The sequence below is a fragment of the Pseudomonas sp. UMAB-40 genome, from assembly GCF_900095275.1.
GTDB lineage: Bacteria > Pseudomonadota > Gammaproteobacteria > Pseudomonadales > Pseudomonadaceae > Aquipseudomonas > Aquipseudomonas mandelii_B.
On record NZ_LT607565.1, the window covers coordinates 158,539 to 173,515 of the forward strand.

The following is a 14,977-nucleotide window of genomic DNA, read 5'->3' on the forward strand; positions in this document are numbered from 1 at the left end:
GCCGGGCTTGCCCGCGATGAGGCCGGAACCGCTGGCCTCAATCCCCCTTAGGCAACTCGAGCACAAACCGCGTCCACCCATTCTCCGATTCGCAACGAATCTGCCCGCCATGGGCACGAATGATCGACTGCGTAATCGCCAACCCCAACCCCGCATGCTCACTGCTGCCTTCCTGGCGAGCCGGGTCTGCCCGATAGAACCGGTCAAACAATCGCTGCAGCAGCGCCCCATCAATGCCATCGCCACTGTTTTCAACCGTCAGACTCAACCCTTTGGCCTGTTCAACAATCCGCACCCGAACCTCACCCTCGGCCGGCGTGAACCGCAACGCATTGTCCAGCAAGTTGGACAGTGCTCGCCGCAACATGCTGCGATCACCTTCCATGCGCGCACTGCCTTCACGACTCAACCTGACCTGAGCGTCCTCCGCCAACGGCGCAAAAAACTCCAGCAACAGATCCGCTTCTTCCGCCAGCTGCAGGGACTCCCGCTTGGGCGTCAGCAACCCATGGTCAGCCTTGGCCAGGTACAACATGTCGTTGACCAGTTGCGCCATCCATTGCAGTTCTTCGAGGTTGCTGTGCAGCGCTTCGCGGTAGTCCTCGATAGGCCGAGGGCGGGTAAGGGTGACCTGGGTGTGGGTCAGCAGGTTCGACAGCGGCGTGCGCAGTTCGTGGGCGATGTCAGCGGAAAACGCCGAGAGCCGTTGAAAAGAGTCGTCCAGGCGTCCGAGCATGGCGTTGAAGCTGTGGGCCAATTCCTTGAGTTCCGACGGCATATTCTCTTCGGGCAGTCGGGCATTGAGCGATTGCGCCGAAACGCCGCTGGCGATCGCACTCATGCGTCGCAACGGGCGCAAACCACTGCGTGCCGCCCACGCACCGAGCAGCGCGGTGGCCAGGGCGGACAAGCCGACGGTCAGCCAGATCAGGTGCTGCATGCGTTGCAGAAAGTGCTGGTGATGGGTGATGTCCAGAAGCAAGGTCAACTGCGGTGAGTCAGGCCGGTCGACAAACAACGGCGCGTTCAGCACACGGTAATCGGTGCCGTTGTCGTTCAGCGTGGATATGCCCGGTTTTTGCGGGAGCTTTTCCGGCAGGCGCGCCGAGCTGTCATACCAGCGCTGGCCATCGTTGCCGGTGATTCGCAGCGACAGGTCCACCTGCCGATTCAATTCATCCGCCAGTCTGACTTCGCTGTCACTCGATTGAACGTCGTGCAGCGCGCGGCGCAAATCCATCAATTTACCGTCCAGCAACTGCTGATCGAGTTCGACGAAGTGCGCCTCGCTGGCGCGACTGAACAGCACCCCGGCAAACAATGAAACCACGGCGGTACAAGCCGCAAATAGCAGCGCCAGACGACTGCTCAGCGAGAGTCGACGCATCAGGCAGGGCGCTCTTCAAGGACATAACCCATACCGCGCACGGTATGAATAAGCTTGTTGGGGAATTCATCGTCGATCTTCAGGCGCAAACGGCGGATCGCGACCTCGATGACATTGGTGTCGCTGTCGAAATTCATGTCCCAGACCTGGGAGGCGATCAGTGATTTGGGCAGCACTTCGCCCTGGCGCCGCAGGAGCATTTCCAGCAGGGCGAACTCCTTGGCAGTCAGGTCGACGCGCTGACCGCCGCGCTCCACCCGACGGCGGATCAAGTCCAGGCGCAGGTCGGCCAGTTGCAGGCTGGTTTCCTGAGGCGTAGCGCTGCCGCGTCGCAACAGGCTGCGGACCCGCGCCAGCAATTCGGAAAAGGCGAACGGCTTGATCAGGTAATCGTCCGCCCCGAGTTCGAGGCCGTGGACTCTGTCCTCAACGGCATCTCGCGCCGTCAGAAAAAGGACTGGCGTATCGAGACCGGCGCCACGCACCGCCTGCAGGATTTGCCAGCCATCACGACCGGGTAGCATCACATCAAGGATCAATAACGCGTAGTCACCACTCAAGGCCCGTTGTTGCCCGGTGATGCCGTCGGCCGCCAGCTCGGTGTTGAAACCGGCCTCGGTCAGGCCCTGGCGCAAATAGTGGCCGGTTTTCGGTTGGTCTTCGACGATCAGCAGCTTCATGGGCAACTCGAGGCAAGTGGAACGAACGCTTTATACCGTGGGCAGCGTTAATACAGGTCAACCTGACAAAGTTGTAATCTGGCTGTCAGGTTGCGGGCAGTGGCAACAGTTTAGAGTTTTCCACAGGCTGAACCTTATCTCGTTGGAGTACGACTATGTTTTTGCGCAAATCTCTGGGGCTGGCCGCGTGCTTGCTGGCACTGAGCTCGCCGGTGTGGGCAGCGCCGGCGCATACCTACGATTTCGGTCAACCGGCCCCGGCAGCCAAGGCTACCCGCAGTGTCGAGGTGGTAATGGGCGACATGTCGTTCACCCCCAAAGCGATCGATATCAAAGCCGGTGAGACGGTTCGTTTTGTGCCGGTGAATAAAGGCCAGTTGTTGCACGAATTCAACCTGGGCGATGCGGCGATGCATGCCAATCATCAGCAGGAAATGATGAAGATGCAGCAGAGCGGCATGCTCACGCCTACAGGCATGAAGGAAATGGACCACAGTTCGATGGCTGGCATGGACCACGGGATGATGAAACATGACGACCCGAACAGCGTCCTCGTTGAGCCGGGCAAAACCGCCGAGCTGACCTGGACCTTCACCAAGGCCACCAACCTGGAGTTTGCCTGCAATATTCCAGGCCACTATCAGGCGGGCATGGTCGGCAAACTGACTGTCAGTCAGTAAGCACTCAAAGGCGGGCGCAAAGGCTGGTAGAATCCGCTGATTCTTCAGTCAGGTTTCCGCCATGCATCCCGCAGCCGAACACTCGCCGCTGGGCAAATCCAGCGAATACATCGCCACTTATACGCCGTCCTTGCTGTTCCCGATCCCGCGCACCGCGAAATGGGCGGAGTTGGGCCTGACGGCGCAAACCCTGCCTTATAAGGGTGTGGACTTCTGGAACTGCTTCGAGCTGTCGTGGCTGTTGCCGTCGGGCAAGCCGGTGGTGGCGATTGGCGAATTCAGCATCCCGGCGGATTCGCCGAACATCATCGAGTCGAAGTCGTTCAAGCTGTACCTGAACTCGTTGAATCAGACGCCGTTTGCCGATACCGCGACCCTTGAAGCGACGCTGGGCAAAGACCTGTCGGCCGCTGCCGGCAAGCCGGTTGGCGTGCGGATTCGCAGCCTCAAGGATGTCGAAGCCGAAGGCGTCGTGGCGTTGCCGGGTGTGTGCATCGATGACCTGGACATCAGCGTCAGCAACTACGAACATCCGCGCCCGGAGCTGCTGCGTTGCGATGATTCGCGCATTGTCGAAGAGAGCGTGCACAGTCATTTGCTCAAATCCAACTGCCCGGTCACCAGCCAGCCGGACTGGGGCAGCGTGGCGGTGGAATACCGTGGCGCGGCGCTGGATCACGCGAGTTTGCTGGAATACATCGTGAGCTTCCGTCAGCACTCGGACTTCCATGAGCAGTGCGTGGAGCGGATTTTCCTCGACTTGCAGCGGTTGCTGAAACCGGAGAAGTTGACGGTCTATGCACGGTATGTGCGGCGTGGTGGGTTGGACATCAACCCGTATCGCAGTACTGAAGAAGTGCAACTGCCGAACCACCGCCTGGTCCGCCAATGAAGATCTAATGTGGGAGCGAGCTTGCTCGCGATGGCGGGGTGTCAGACAGCATCAATGTTGAATGTGCCGACCTCATCGCGAGCAGGCTCGCTCCCACAGGTGGATTGCATTGCAAATTGCAGATATGAAAAAGCCCCGCTAGCGATAGCGGGGCTTTTTTGCATCTGGCGGGTTCAGATCCCCATATTGCCGAGGGCCTGCACGATGTTGCGCAAGGTGCCGGCAAGGGTAGGGTGTTCGATTTCGAAGCGCTCGACAGCCAGGTTCACATTGTCGGCGAGGTTGGTGTCCTGGGTTTTGGTTTCGAGCTCCAGCTCCAATTCGATCTGTTGCATCAGCGCGTGCAGGTCTTCGCGCTCGGCTTCCGTCAGCGGTGGATTCTGTTCCAATTGCTCGCGCAGAGTATTGAGCTGTTGTTGCAGTTCGCGGGCAGGCATGGCGTTCTTCCTTTTATCGATAGGCACTGGCATAGACCGCAGCAGCGTGCCAAAGGTCTATGGCTTGCCTTTAGATTAATCCACTCCCGCGCAACCTGCATGATCTCGATCAGGGCTTTTCGCCCTTGAGCCGACGCAGGCTGATGTCCGCCAGGCAGGTGTCGAGCTCTCCGAGGTGATCGATTACCGAATGCACACCTAGGCTGAACAATTGCACGGTCGCTTTACCACGCAGGTGTTCGCGCTCCTTTTGGCTCAAGGCCTGCCATTCGCTGGGCGCCAACCCGCAGAGCGAGCCGCAGGACGCCAGGCCGATCGTCCACAACCCGGCATTCAGCCCCGATTGCAGCAATCGCGGTTCACCGCTGACCAGCACGCAACCATCCAGTTGCTCGACATTCAAGGCCATCAACGCTTGCCAGCAAGCGTTCGGGGCGGGCCACGGATTGATTGTTGCAGGGTGTTGCGAAGATTTGATCCACGAAGGCAACGCGCTGGCCAGGGAATGGGTGAGGGCGGGGGGCAACTCGTCGAGCCAGGCGCAAGGAATCTGCTGGCGTTGCAAACTGTTCAGACTGTCCAGCGCGCCGGGCGTGACATCGGCGTGCTCGGACGTGTGAGTGTCGTTCTGGCGGATCCGGGAGCCGAAATCCACCAGGCAACCACTGAGCCCGAACAGTACGGCGGTCAGGCTAGGTGCGGCAACGGGCAAGGCTTCGGCGTGCGGCATATCAACGTCCCTGAAATAGCGACAAGGCTATGTGCTGCCGGTGACAGTTGCATGACACTGATGTGAAGCGCTCTCAGTCAGGACGAATCATCCGTAGGTGATCACGTGCGAGGCTGCCCTAAACCGGCTTTTCCGTCTTATACTAGCCAACTTACCGCCTGGGCCAAGCGCCCATGCCAGTACAATCCAAGGAGTTTTCTATGCGCTGGAGCAATCGTCTAGCTCAGCTTTGTGTGTGTGCCAGCGTGTTGCTGGTTCCGTTCGCAGCCCAGGCTGCCACGGAAGAAGACCCTTGTGAAAGCGTCAACCGTCCTATCTTCCAGTTCAACGACTTCGTCGACACTTACGCACTGAAGCCAATCGCTCAAGGCTATGAGTTCGTGACGCCGCAGTTTCTGGAAGACGGCATTCACAACATGTTTCGCAACGTCGGCGATGTCACCAACCTCGCCAACAACGTGTTGCAGGTCAAACCTGCCGCCGCAGGCGTCGACACGGCGCGTCTGATTTTCAACACCACCTTCGGCCTGCTGGGCTTCTTCGACGTCGGCACTAAAATGGGCCTGCATCGTAGCGACGAAGACTTCGGCCAGACGCTCGGTTACTGGGGCGTGGGCAGCGGTCCGTATGTGATGTTGCCGCTGTTGGGCCCAAGCACCTTGCGTGATGCGCCATCCAGGTACGTCGACGGCTACACCGGCCCGTACCGCTATATCAACGACGTGCCCGTGCGTAACTCGATCTTCGGCCTGAACATCGTCGACACTCGCGCCAGCTTGCTGTCGAGCGAGAAGTTGATCAGCGGCGACAAATACACCTTCATCCGCAATGCGTATTTGCAGAACCGCGAGTTCAAAGTCAAAGACGGCCAGGTCGAAGACGATTTTTGATCTCGACCCCATAAAATGAAGAGGGCGGCCAATCGGCCGCCTTCTTTCGTTTGGATCCGGGCTTATTTCATCTTCAAGATTGTAAGCCCGAGTTTCTGACTCCCACCGTCCTGTTCTTTCACCCATACCACTTCGGTGTCGGCTTCAAGCCCTTTGAGCGCTACGTGATCGGAATCGATGCGCACGCTGAGCCGGTCACCGACCTTGAACAAGCGGGGTGCCTCAACCTGCATGCCACTGCTGGAAAGGTCTATACAGACGGCTGGCACCTCATCGCCTTCGTGAATCAGCGACACATCGGCATCGACCCGCATGCGGATGAAATCGCGCTTTTCGCTGTAGTCCCGATCGGTTTGACTCATGGGCTTCATCCTTTCATTGGGTTACGGTTTTGCCTGTTCTTATAACTCCCGGTGATTTGACAAGTAAAGACGTCAAGCGACCATCGGCGTGAGCTTGAAACGCCCCGCGGATGGGAGTACCGTCTGCGCCTTAGAAGGGCACCTCTGGTGTACCTGTGTGTAGGGCAAACGCTCGAAAACGGTGCAGTAGAGAGGCTAGAAAGCGAATCCAGTAGTGTGAGCCGGGCTAAACCCTGTGCCTGCTACGCCAACCTAATTCTGGCGCCGTTTGCCCACATGCCAAAAACCAGTGCCACGCTGCTGATAATCGATGATGACGAAGTAGTGCGCGCGAGCCTCGCGGCCTACTTGGAAGACAGTGGTTTCAGTGTCCTGCAGGCCAGCAATGGCCAGCAGGGTCTTCAGGTATTCGAGCAAGACAAGCCCGACTTGGTCATCTGCGATCTGCGCATGCCGCAGATGGGCGGACTCGAACTCATTCGCCAGGTCACCGAGCTGTCGCCGCAAACCCCGGTGATTGTGGTTTCGGGTGCCGGTGTGATGAACGACGCGGTCGAGGCCCTGCGCCTGGGCGCGGCGGACTACCTGATCAAGCCTCTCGAAGATCTGGCTGTGCTCGAGCACTCTGTGCGCCGTGCCCTGGATCGTGCGCGCCTGCTGCTGGAAAACCAGCGCTACCGCGAGAAGCTGGAAAAGGCCAACCGGGAGCTCGCTGCCAGCCTGAACCTGCTCCAGGAAGACCAGAACGCCGGTCGCCAGGTACAGATGAACATGCTGCCGGTGAGCCCCTGGACCATCGACGAGTTCCAGTTCGCCCACCAGATCATCCCGTCGCTGTACCTGTCGGGTGATTTCGTTGACTACTTTCGGGTCGACGAGCGTCGGGTAGCTTTCTACCTGGCGGACGTTTCCGGTCATGGCGCCTCTTCAGCCTTCGTCACCGTGCTGCTGAAGTTCATGACAACGCGCTTGCTGTTCGAATCCAAGCGCAGCGGCACGTTGCCGGAATTCAAGCCTTCAGAGGTCCTTGGTCATATCAACCGAGGCCTGATCAGTTGTAAGCTGGGTAAACACGTCACAATGGTCGGTGGTGTCATCGACGAGGAGACAGGTTTGTTGACCTATAGCATCGGTGGTCATTTGCCGTTGCCTGTGTTGTACACGCCAGACAGTGTTCGTTATCTGGAAGGTCGTGGTCTGCCGGTGGGCCTCTTCAATGAAGCCACCTATGAAGATCACGTGCTGGAGCTGCCGCCGACGTTCAGCCTGACGCTGATGTCCGATGGCATTCTGGACCTTTTGCCAGAGCCTACACTCAAAGAAAAAGAAGCGGCTTTGCCCCAACGGGTCAAGGCAGCGGGCGGCAGCCTGGATGGTCTGCGGCAGGTTTTTGGATTGGCCACGCTAGGGGAGATGCCGGATGATATCGCCCTGTTGGTGTTGAGCAGGAATCTTTAATGAGTACCGGTAGAATCCAGTTCGCCGAGCAGGATGGCACCTTCGTCCTGAAGTTCGTCGGTGAAGTTCGCCTGACCCTGTGTTCGGCGTTGGATGCGACTATTGAGCGGATCTTCACCGCGTTGAACTTCAACGCGATCGTGATCGACCTGACCGAAACCCGCAGCATCGACAGCACCACCCTTGGCCTGCTGGCCAAACTGTCGATCCTGTCGCGGCAAAAGGTCGGCCTGCTGCCGACCGTCGTCACCACCCACGAAGACATCACCCGTCTGCTGCAGTCCATGGGCTTCGAGCAAGTGTTCAACATTGTTGACCGCCCGATCCCATGCCCTGAATGCCTGACCGACCTGCCAGATCAGGATCAGTCCGAGGAAGTCGTGCGGATCAAAGTGCTTGAGGCACACAAAATCCTCATGGGCCTGAACGACTCCAATCGTGAAGCTTTCCATGACCTGGTGAATGCTTTAGAGCGTCATTGATCACTGAAATGGATGTGGAGTAGACGGGCCCCGTCGCGAGCAGGCTCGCGATGGCGGCATGGCGAACACCCGAATCCAAAGCATGAAAAAGGGCGAACCTGTAAGGGTTCGCCCTTTTTGCGTTGCGCTGGACTAGATCAAAGCTTGGCTTGCAGCAGTGCTTCGAGTTTTTCCTGGTCGCGAGCGAACTGACGAATGCCTTCTGCCAGTTTCTCGGTCGCCATCGCATCCTCGTTGGACAACCAGCGGAACTGCGCTTCATTCAGGCTCAAGCGCGCCTCACCCGCATGACCCGGGGCCAACTTGCGCTCCAGCTTGCCAGTGTCCGCCGCCAGCTTTTCCAGCAGGTCCGGGCTGATGGTCAGGCGATCACACCCGGCCAACTGCTCAATCTGATTCAGGTTGCGGAAGCTCGCACCCATGACCACGGTCTTGTAGTCATTGGCCTTGTAGTAGTTGTAGATGCGCGTCACCGACTGCACGCCCGGATCATCCGCGCCGGTGTAGTCGTTGCCGTTGGCTTTCTTGTACCAGTCGTAGATGCGGCCTACGAACGGCGAAATCAGGAACACCCCGGCGTCAGCGCACGCCGCCGCCTGAGCAAACGAGAACAGCAGCGTCAGGTTGGTCTGAATGCCTTCCTTTTCAAGCTTCTCGGCGGCGCGGATGCCTTCCCAGGTGGAGGCGATCTTGATCAACACGCGGTCGCGGCCGATGCCGGCCTTGTCGTACAGCTCGATCAGACGGTGCGCACGCTTCAATACGGCGTCAGTGTCGAACGAAAGGCGCGCATCCACTTCAGTGGAAATGCGGCCCGGTACAACCTTCAGGATTTCCTGGCCTACCGCCACGCCAAAGCGGTCGCTGGCCAGGCCCACATCGCCCTGGCAGTCGTGAACGCAGGCGTTCAGCAACTCGGCATAACCGGGAATGGCCGCCGCTTTCAGTAGCAGGGAAGGGTTGGTGGTAGCGTCGACGGGTTTTACGCGAGCGATAGCTTCGAAGTCGCCGGTGTCGGCAACTACGGTAGTCATTTGTTTGAGTTGTTCCAGCTTGGAAGTCATGGGCGTGCTCTGTCCTATGGGTCTAATGACATTACCCGAGCGCTGACAGCCACTCAAGGGCGCATGTACGTATCGATGGCCCCGTTGGCAACAACCGGAAAACGGATGTTTGAAAGGTGGGGCGCGGGTCTCGGTAAATACGATGCCAAAACCGCGCGCAGGTTCAAAGCAACTGACCGTTGACGGCTCTGTGGCAACTCTGGCGCCTGAGCTGGTAAGCCTGCATTCGGGCGCCAACCGGTGTTAAAAATGGTCAAGTTCAGCCGTTATAAGATGTCAATTAGTGCTGCTCGGATGGCGTGTAATGTGGCGCGGATAAATGTAGGTATTGGATGGGGAAATGACTTCACAAGGGGAGCGGGTGTCTGCAATTGTGGAGGCCTTCGATGACTTTATTCTCGGTTATGTCTTGAAGAAATTGACCGAAGTATTTGAAGAGCTGATGGCCGCATCAAAGAAGAACCATCCGGACAATATGACGGGGCTGGTTGAAATGGGACAAGTGAAAGCCGCAAAGAAAATTCCCGGCTGGCTAAATCGAGTGAAACACAGCATGCCCAGTCAAGTCACTCGCGTGTTGATGGCACAAATGAACGATTCACAGAAGTCCAAACATGACCTGCGGTTTGACGCGCAAGTCGTATTGTTCGAGGTGCTTGTGGAGGAGTCACTGGCAATGGACGCCGCGAGTTATACGGCATGGATTAATAAAAGCCCCTGTTAACGGTGTGCGAGGTCATTCGACAGGGTTACTTCAATAACATTTTGACGGCGGCTTCCGCAGGTTTTGATGTTCCATTGGACGACTTTAATCCAAAACTTCGCTCGCGATCATTACTGCCAGAGTCGCTGTTTTTCCATTCGTACAGGGAGGTCAGCGGTATATTCAGCTTTTTGACATCCGAGATGAATCGTGTAATCCGTGATGCTTGTCCGGCGGTGCCTCCGATGGAACTGAGTGATGGCACTCCCCATTCGGTAATGACCCCCGGTACATGGAAGTTATCAAGGATAAACGCTTGAGCACGGCTGATCTCGGCGCCCGACATGCCATACGGGTGATAAGAAACAGCACTGAGGCAGTGTGGGTGTTCTTTCTGGATTTCAGTCAGTGCGACGGTCGCCTTGGAGTCTTTGGTGGGCGCCTTCGCGAATCCAAACCCGATCAGGGGTGTTGAGTGATCCCGCTTTTGTAACGCGTTGCATACCGCGCTCATGAACGGCACAAACGTTCCTTCAAAATCCTGGGTAGGCCAGTATTTTGGCAAGTCTGGTTCATTCCAGATTTCAATGGCGACAAGCTGCGTGCTGAAGGCGTTTTCCAGACCGATGACCGAGTTGGCGAATGAGTCTCCCGCAGCGGCGAGATCTCTGCCACTGCTTTGTGTTTTGTGGGTTAACGCTTTGGTTGAGCGAACGGTCATCAATACGGGCAGGTCGGCGGATTTGGCAGCCGCGAAAGCTTCATTGATCTGCTGTTGATACGCCGGGTTACCCAGGCTGTTCGTCCATACGCCAAGGCGCACGAATCCGAACCCTGAGGCCTTGATCTGATGGGCGTCGGCCGTCGAGAAACTCTGGATCTTCACCTGAACGCCTATTGTCTTGTTGTCCTGGGCCAGCGCTGAAAAAGCCTGACTGGCGTAAACAGGGCTGAAGGCGCCAAGTATAAATAGTGTTGAAGTGGCAATCAGTCGAAAACACGTGGAGGGCATAACGGGAAATTCCTGTAGTCGTCCCGGGTAGGGACAGGGGAACATAGCATTAGTCAGTTAATACAGCGATATCATCAATCTTCCATCCCGGACGCCCATTGTTAATATTGGTCGGATAAATAACTTCCATTTCGCGAGTGTTATTTATGGTCCGGTTTTCTGGTTGGTCGTTTTTTGTGTGTCGTGGTATTTAATACGAAAGTATTTTCATGATGGGTCCCTCTCTGAATACGGGACGGTCTTGTTGGTTCACTTATATCCTCGCTATACGTGGGCCGAATCGACACTACACGGGAAGAGTAGCCTTGTTCAGAAAGATTCTTGTGGTCTGTGTCGGCAATATTTGCCGAAGTCCTACTGCTGAATTGTTGCTACGCCATGCGCTGCAACCTTCAGGTATCTCGGTGACCTCCGCGGGATTGAGCGCGCGGGTGGGTGAGTCTATGGAGCCCGACGCACTTCGGGTTCTTGAAGAACAGGGGCACGAAGACCAAGGGTTTAAAGCGCGGCAGATTACGCCCGCCATTGTCAATGAATCAGACCTCATTCTGGTCATGGAAAAAGAGCATGTACAGGGCGTACTAAAGATTGCATCACACGCCAGGGGCAAAGTGTTTCTTCTGGGGAAGTGGCAGAGCGAACGCGAAATAAAGGACCCGTATCGTCAAGGAAAAGCTGCGTTTGTCCATGCCCATGCATTGATTGAAGATGCCGTTTGCTCATGGGCGCAGCGCCTCGGACGTTGATGGATGATTTTCAGATTAGTAATAATGGTAAAAGAATAGACCTTATGCAGTTACCGTCAGTAATCAGCACCCGGCATAAAGACAGAGACGAGATTGATCTGCTCGGTTTATTAGGCACATTGATTGACCATAAATGGTTAATAGGTGCCATCACCGGGGCGTTCATGGTGACCGGTGCCGCGTATTCGATTTTATCGCCGCCCGTGTATCTGGCGAACGCCTTGGTCCAGGTCGAGCCGAAAAAGAACGACATGCTGGGGTTCTCGGATATCAGCAGCATGCTCGGTGGACAATCACCGGCGGCGACCGAGATCGGCATTATCAAGTCTCGCGCGGTCATCGGTAAAACGGTCGATGATCTGCATCTTGATATTGTGATTACACCCAACACCTTTCCCGTCGTTGGTGGGTTTATTTCTCGGCGCTATAAAAGCAGCCCCACGGAAAGTGTCTCGCCACCGCGCTTTGGCATGAACAGTTTTGCATGGGGCGGCGAGCGCCTTGATATCGAACAGCTCGATCTGCCGGCTGAACTGCTGGGCAAGAAATTGATGCTGGTCGCCGAAGAGAAAAATCGATTCAAGCTCTACGATGACAACGGCGGTTTGTTAGCCAAAGGTGCCGCAGGCGAAGCCATCGCGCAGGAGGGTGTCGAGATCCTTATCGCGAGCATGGCCGCGAATCCGGGCACTAAATTTGAAGTCGTGCGCAATCCACGCATTGTCACCATTCAGAATTACCAGGACGCCCTTGATGTCTCCGAGCAAGGTAAAGAGTCGGGCATTATAAGTCTGGCCCTGGCCAGCACCGACTACACCCTGGCGGTGAAGATTCTCAACAAGATCTCAAGGCTTTATGTGCAGCAGAATGTGCAACGTACTTCTGCCGAGGCTGCCCAGAGTCTGGAGTTCCTTCAGGCACAACTCCCGCAAGTCAAAGAAGACCTGGTCAAAGCCAGCAACGCACTGAACAGCTATCAGACCCGCGGAAACACAGTCAACATCTCCCTCGAAACCAAGTCTGTGCTGGAACAGATGGTGGTGCTGGATACGCGCATCTCGGATCTGAAACTCCAGCAAGCGGACATGGATCGAAAGTTCACCCGAGAGCACCCGGCCTACCGCGCATTGATGGCGCAGATGGGGGATTTGAATAAACAGCGACAAGGGTTGGAAAAGAAAGTCCAGGGGCTTCCGGCTACACAGCAGGAGCTGTTGAACCTGACCCGTGATGTGGAAGTGGCGACACAAATCTATACCCAGTTGCTGAACAAATCCCAGGAACTCGACATCGTCAGGGCAGGGGCGGTCGGTAATGCGCGGTTGATAGATACGGCGGATGTCGACATCACCACCCCGGTCAAACCTCGCAAAGCCCTGATCGTATTGATCGCGACTTTGCTGGGGGGCTTTGTCGGTGTAGCGCTGGTGTTAGTGCGCAAATCGCTGAGCAGAGGACTCGAAGGGCCGGAAGCCATCGAGCAACTGGGTCTGCCCGTTTATGCCTCCATTCCTTACAGCACCCTGCAACAAGAAGAGGACACTAAAAAAGTCCGGCTGGGCGACAGCGCCAACAGCCAGTCTTTTCTATTGGCCCTGCGTAACCCTACTGACCTGTCCATCGAATCGATACGCAGCTTGCGAACTTGTCTGCATTTTGCAGGCTTGGATGCGACCAACAACCGGATCATGATTTCCGGTCCGAGCCCCCAGGTAGGCAAGACGTTTGTCTCTTCTAACCTGGCCGCGGTCATCGCTCAAAGTGGGCAGAGGGTCGTACTGATCGATGCCGATATGCGCAAAGGTCATCTGCACAAGACCTTGGCGACACCGATCAGCAATGGCTTGTCCGATCTGTTGACCAAGCGCTGCAGTATCGAGCAAGCGATCAATAAACTCGAAGTCGATAACCTGCATTTCATCAGTCGTGGGCAAGTACCACCCAACCCGTCCGAACTGTTGATGCATGCCAACTTCAGAGAACTCCTGGCCGAGCTCAGCGAACTCTACGACGTGGTCATCATCGACACGCCGCCTCTTCTGGCCGTGACCGATGCGGCCATCGTTGGCCGTGAAGCCGCCATTAATCTGATCGTGACGCGCTTCGGTGTCAATCCAGCCAAAGAGATCGAATTGACGATTCGTCGGTTTGCTCAAAACGGCATCGAATTGAAAGGCGCGATTTTCAACGGTGTCGAGAAGCGAGCGTCCAGCTATTACGGTAATGGCGGTTATGGCTATTACAACTACGAGTACGCCTCTGACAAGTCGTAATGCGAGTTCTATTTGCCAGGTAATGGACTGAGAGTGGACTAACCATTCTCCGGTCCCTGTTGCCTTGCGACTACGATAATGGAGTTGGGTGAACTGTGAAAAAAATACTACATGTGGCGGAAACGATTAAAGGTGGTGTTGCGACGGTCATCCGGACGATATCAACCCCTCCCAAGGGCGACGCCCAACAGTATGAACTGGTGTATTTGATTCCGTTCGACCAGAAAAAAGAACTGCATGGCATTGATGAAAAAGACATCAGGACCTTCTCCCGAAACAAGAGAGATGTCGTGTCGCTGCTGCGGTTTGCCTGGCAACTCATTCGAGTGATCTTCAAGGAAAAACCGGATGTCGTGCACTTGCACAGCACGTTTTCCGGGGTCATTGGCCGATGCGTGTGTCTGATCTTGCGCCCTTGGCGGTCTCCGAAAATCATCTACTGCCCGCACGCGTTTTCGTTCTTGATGGAAAGTTCTCCCGCCAAACAGAAAGTGTATTCACTGATTGAGCGGCTTTTGCAAAAAGTCACGGATGTCATTATCTGTGTCAGCCAGTATGAACTGGATAAAGCGGCCTCGTTTGGTATCGACCGCCACCGTATGAAACTGATCTACAACGGCATTCATTATAAAAACGATGAGAGCCTGTCCAGTCAGTGCACGGATATTCAACTTTTATTTGTGGGGCGACTGGACTATCAGAAGGGCTTCGATGTGTTGCTCAAGGCATTCACGGAAGTCGAGCGCACCGACTTGAAACTGACGGTGGTCGGCAGTGCCGTGAATGAGGAGGCGGTAGAGTGCCCCGTCATTGACGCTGTGGAATACCTGCCTTGGGTGACCCCGGCCGAAGTCAATGCCCTCTATAAAACCGCCGATGCCCTGATAGTCCCTAGCCGCTGGGAAGGTTTTGCCATGGTTCCCCTTGAGGGCATGGCCATGGGCGTGCCCGTTATTGCCAGCGACTGCACTTCGCTGCCTGAACTGGTTACGCACGACGTTACGGGCTACATCTTTTCGACGGGCGATCACCAGGCGCTCGGCAACATCTTAGTGAACATCAAGAAGCAAAAGTTGCTGGAACTCGGCACCGCAAGCCGCAAGCGGGTGCGCGAACGGTTCAGCGCAACGCTGATGATTCAGCAAACCTATGACGTGTATTCCGCTCAAACTTATTAAGTA

General features: G+C 56.2%; 16 protein-coding genes. 9 read left to right on the top strand and 7 right to left on the bottom strand.

Annotation, left to right across the window (positions count from 1 at the left end):
* Window positions 1-37 precede the first annotated feature (37 nt).
* Both K0F88_RS21260 and K0F88_RS21265 read right to left on the bottom strand, forming a co-directional pair.
* The gene (locus K0F88_RS21260) at window positions 38-1,387 is read right to left on the bottom strand and encodes a heavy metal sensor histidine kinase (protein WP_219096448.1); all 1,350 of its coding nucleotides are present in this window, start codon (window positions 1,385-1,387) and stop codon (window positions 38-40) included.
* Entirely contained in the window at window positions 1,387-2,067 is a 681-nt protein-coding gene (locus K0F88_RS21265; RefSeq protein ID WP_219096449.1) for a heavy metal response regulator transcription factor, read from the bottom strand. Before K0F88_RS21265 ends, K0F88_RS21260 begins: the two co-directional genes overlap by 1 nt.
* Window positions 2,068-2,222: 155 nt before the next feature.
* On the opposite strand from K0F88_RS21265, the gene K0F88_RS21270 reads away from it, so the two are divergent.
* Together K0F88_RS21270 and queF are read left to right on the top strand one after the other, a co-directional pair.
* Window positions 2,223-2,747, top strand: coding sequence for a plastocyanin/azurin family copper-binding protein (locus K0F88_RS21270; RefSeq protein WP_219096450.1), 525 nt, complete (start codon window positions 2,223-2,225; stop codon window positions 2,745-2,747).
* A gap of 61 nt (window positions 2,748-2,808) precedes the next feature.
* Window positions 2,809-3,639 carry an NADPH-dependent 7-cyano-7-deazaguanine reductase QueF gene (queF, locus tag K0F88_RS21275; protein ID WP_219096451.1) on the top strand — a complete coding sequence of 277 codons (831 nt, stop codon included), beginning with the start codon at window positions 2,809-2,811 and terminating at the stop codon, window positions 3,637-3,639.
* 173 nt (window positions 3,640-3,812) lie between these two features.
* On the opposite strand, the gene K0F88_RS21280 is transcribed toward queF, so the two are convergent.
* Window positions 3,813-4,076: a DUF4404 family protein gene (locus tag K0F88_RS21280; RefSeq protein WP_094471546.1), complete on the bottom strand. Its 264-nt coding sequence runs from the start codon at window positions 4,074-4,076 to the stop codon at window positions 3,813-3,815.
* A 109-nt stretch (window positions 4,077-4,185) separates the two neighbouring features.
* A complete protein-coding gene (locus tag K0F88_RS21285) occupies window positions 4,186-4,806 on the bottom strand; it encodes an HAD family phosphatase (RefSeq protein WP_219096452.1) in 621 nt (206 codons plus the stop codon).
* Window positions 4,807-5,006: 200 nt separating this feature from the next.
* On the opposite strand from K0F88_RS21285, the gene K0F88_RS21290 reads away from it, so the two are divergent.
* Entirely contained in the window at window positions 5,007-5,696 is a 690-nt protein-coding gene (locus tag K0F88_RS21290) for a VacJ family lipoprotein (RefSeq protein WP_219096453.1), read from the top strand.
* 62 nt (window positions 5,697-5,758) lie between these two features.
* On the opposite strand, the gene K0F88_RS21295 is transcribed toward K0F88_RS21290, so the two are convergent.
* Complete coding sequence (locus K0F88_RS21295) at window positions 5,759-6,058, bottom strand: PilZ domain-containing protein (protein WP_077748235.1); 300 nt, start codon at window positions 6,056-6,058, stop codon at window positions 5,759-5,761.
* A 276-nt stretch (window positions 6,059-6,334) separates the two neighbouring features.
* On the opposite strand from K0F88_RS21295, the gene rssB reads away from it, so the two are divergent.
* Together rssB and rssC are read left to right on the top strand one after the other, a co-directional pair.
* On the top strand, window positions 6,335-7,516 hold the full coding sequence (gene rssB / locus K0F88_RS21300) for a two-component system response regulator RssB (RefSeq protein WP_010456296.1): 1,182 nt from the start codon (window positions 6,335-6,337) through the stop codon (window positions 7,514-7,516).
* Window positions 7,516-7,998, top strand: coding sequence for an anti-sigma factor antagonist RssC (gene rssC, locus K0F88_RS21305; protein ID WP_007935262.1), 483 nt, complete (start codon window positions 7,516-7,518; stop codon window positions 7,996-7,998). The genes rssB and rssC overlap by 1 nt, the downstream gene beginning before the upstream one ends.
* A gap of 137 nt (window positions 7,999-8,135) precedes the next feature.
* Here the strand turns inward: rssC and tal are convergent, their stop codons facing one another.
* Window positions 8,136-9,062: a transaldolase gene (gene tal / locus K0F88_RS21310; protein WP_219096454.1), complete on the bottom strand. Its 927-nt coding sequence runs from the start codon at window positions 9,060-9,062 to the stop codon at window positions 8,136-8,138.
* 340 nt (window positions 9,063-9,402) lie between these two features.
* Between tal and K0F88_RS21315 the strand changes: the two genes are divergently transcribed.
* Window positions 9,403-9,786, top strand: a complete 384-nt coding sequence (locus tag K0F88_RS21315; RefSeq protein WP_094471551.1) for a hypothetical protein — start codon at window positions 9,403-9,405, stop codon at window positions 9,784-9,786.
* Window positions 9,787-9,811: 25 nt separating this feature from the next.
* Here the strand turns inward: K0F88_RS21315 and K0F88_RS21320 are convergent, their stop codons facing one another.
* A complete protein-coding gene (locus K0F88_RS21320; RefSeq protein WP_094471552.1) occupies window positions 9,812-10,777 on the bottom strand; it encodes a glycosyl hydrolase family 5 in 966 nt (321 codons plus the stop codon).
* A 305-nt stretch (window positions 10,778-11,082) separates the two neighbouring features.
* Between K0F88_RS21320 and K0F88_RS21325 the strand changes: the two genes are divergently transcribed.
* The 3 genes from K0F88_RS21325 (at window position 11,083) to K0F88_RS21335 (ending at window position 14,974) form a co-directional block, all read left to right on the top strand.
* Window positions 11,083-11,523, top strand: a complete 441-nt coding sequence (locus K0F88_RS21325) for a low molecular weight protein-tyrosine-phosphatase (RefSeq protein WP_094471553.1) — start codon at window positions 11,083-11,085, stop codon at window positions 11,521-11,523.
* A gap of 44 nt (window positions 11,524-11,567) precedes the next feature.
* Complete coding sequence (locus K0F88_RS21330) at window positions 11,568-13,796, top strand: polysaccharide biosynthesis tyrosine autokinase (RefSeq protein ID WP_094471554.1); 2,229 nt, start codon at window positions 11,568-11,570, stop codon at window positions 13,794-13,796.
* Window positions 13,797-13,891: 95 nt separating this feature from the next.
* On the top strand, window positions 13,892-14,974 hold the full coding sequence (locus K0F88_RS21335; protein ID WP_094471555.1) for a glycosyltransferase: 1,083 nt from the start codon (window positions 13,892-13,894) through the stop codon (window positions 14,972-14,974).
* Window positions 14,975-14,977 lie beyond the last annotated feature (3 nt).

Bases quoted from the DNA above. Each gene is read 5' to 3' on its own strand.
- K0F88_RS21290 (WP_219096453.1), top strand. From the start codon at position 5,007: ATGCGCTGGAGCAATCGTCTAGCTCAGCTTTGTGTGTGTGCCAGCGTG.
- K0F88_RS21265 (WP_219096449.1), bottom strand. From the start codon at position 2,067: ATGAAGCTGCTGATCGTCGAAGACCAACCGAAAACCGGCCACTATTTG.
- rssB (WP_010456296.1), top strand. From the start codon at position 6,335: ATGCCAAAAACCAGTGCCACGCTGCTGATAATCGATGATGACGAAGTA.
- K0F88_RS21315 (WP_094471551.1), top strand. From the start codon at position 9,403: ATGACTTCACAAGGGGAGCGGGTGTCTGCAATTGTGGAGGCCTTCGAT.
- K0F88_RS21285 (WP_219096452.1), bottom strand. From the start codon at position 4,806: ATGCCGCACGCCGAAGCCTTGCCCGTTGCCGCACCTAGCCTGACCGCC.
- K0F88_RS21270 (WP_219096450.1), top strand. From the start codon at position 2,223: ATGTTTTTGCGCAAATCTCTGGGGCTGGCCGCGTGCTTGCTGGCACTG.
- K0F88_RS21320 (WP_094471552.1), bottom strand. From the start codon at position 10,777: ATGCCCTCCACGTGTTTTCGACTGATTGCCACTTCAACACTATTTATA.
- tal (WP_219096454.1), bottom strand. From the start codon at position 9,062: ATGACTTCCAAGCTGGAACAACTCAAACAAATGACTACCGTAGTTGCC.
- K0F88_RS21295 (WP_077748235.1), bottom strand. From the start codon at position 6,058: ATGAGTCAAACCGATCGGGACTACAGCGAAAAGCGCGATTTCATCCGC.
- K0F88_RS21260 (WP_219096448.1), bottom strand. From the start codon at position 1,387: ATGCGTCGACTCTCGCTGAGCAGTCGTCTGGCGCTGCTATTTGCGGCT.
- rssC (WP_007935262.1), top strand. From the start codon at position 7,516: ATGAGTACCGGTAGAATCCAGTTCGCCGAGCAGGATGGCACCTTCGTC.
- K0F88_RS21330 (WP_094471554.1), top strand. From the start codon at position 11,568: ATGCAGTTACCGTCAGTAATCAGCACCCGGCATAAAGACAGAGACGAG.
- queF (WP_219096451.1), top strand. From the start codon at position 2,809: ATGCATCCCGCAGCCGAACACTCGCCGCTGGGCAAATCCAGCGAATAC.
- K0F88_RS21280 (WP_094471546.1), bottom strand. From the start codon at position 4,076: ATGCCTGCCCGCGAACTGCAACAACAGCTCAATACTCTGCGCGAGCAA.